Genomic DNA, 970 nt, shown 5'->3' on the forward strand with positions numbered 1-970 from the left:
CAAGTAATATAAAAAACGTTCGTGAGATTTTCACGAACGTTTTTTAAGGTTTATTTTGAAAGATTTCAACTACATTATAGTAGGTAGCCAATTAATCAAGACATTTCCCAAACCTGTAGCACCTGCAAAATAGATGAATGTAGGCAGTGGTTTAGAGAAGGCCAGAACAGATTTTTGGTAAACTCGCTCAGGAATAAGAGCTTGGACGAATAGGTCGCCGTAATGCCTAAAGATCAAAAAGCATAGGAAGGACCCGATGATAAGAAAGGTCACGGATGCGGCAAAGCCAGCAACTGGTCAGTAGGCTAGAACATGACTAAACCGGGTAAGTTACATGGAATAACAGCGACAATGTTATTTAGAAGGAATCCGGTCCAGCCCATATTGAGGGCGAAGTTTTTAAGTGATTCGGCAGAACCAAACCAGAGTAACCAGTAGCCAGCGAATAAAACAAGGGCTAGCAAGGCAATGACCACATAAGTAATCTTTCGGATGGTTTTTTTCAATTTGTACGCTTGTATTTGGGACTGGTATTCTTCAGTGTTAGTGGATATATCTTTATTTTGCATTCTAAGACCCCCGCACTATAGGTATTTCATCAGTAATAGGGCTATGATGATACCGGCAATTGATGTGAAAATTCTTTGTGTATGGTAGTCTTTTGCTTGATTATCTGGCGCTTCGATGGGTTCGATGACGCCATCAACTTCGATAAAGCCGCCTGCTTGTGCATGCTTGTCCTTTTTTCGCCATTGCCATAAGTTATAAATACTGCGGACTAGTAAGATGATTGACAGAATCAATAATAATGTCGGGAAGAGTTGGATAAATAATTTCGTGAAGAATATGAATAGGAAAATGAGTAGGGCTAAGACCAGAATCAGACCGAGACAGCCTAAACCTGAGGACCCGTTGTATACATAGACACGACGTTTGTTATTCATGAGTGGTCACCTCCAATAGGAATTAG

The 970-nt window shown here is 40.4% G+C and carries 2 protein-coding genes; both read right to left on the minus strand.

What is annotated here, in order from left to right; genetic code table 11:
- Positions 1-305: 305 nt before the first annotated feature.
- Positions 306-569 carry a hypothetical protein gene (locus tag ACRCJ0_RS15630; protein ID WP_431391105.1) on the minus strand — a complete coding sequence of 88 codons (264 nt, stop codon included), beginning with the start codon at positions 567-569 and terminating at the stop codon, positions 306-308.
- 15 nt (positions 570-584) lie between these two features.
- The gene (locus ACRCJ0_RS15635) at positions 585-944 is read right to left on the minus strand and encodes a hypothetical protein (RefSeq protein ID WP_069285879.1); all 360 of its coding nucleotides are present in this window, start codon (positions 942-944) and stop codon (positions 585-587) included.
- Between the last annotated feature and the right edge of the window lie 26 nt (positions 945-970).

This window comes from Aerococcus sp. L_32 (assembly GCF_050689315.1).

Bases quoted from the DNA above. Each gene is read 5' to 3' on its own strand.
- ACRCJ0_RS15630 (WP_431391105.1), bottom strand. From the start codon at position 569: ATGCAAAATAAAGATATATCCACTAACACTGAAGAATACCAGTCCCAA.
- ACRCJ0_RS15635 (WP_069285879.1), bottom strand. From the start codon at position 944: ATGAATAACAAACGTCGTGTCTATGTATACAACGGGTCCTCAGGTTTA.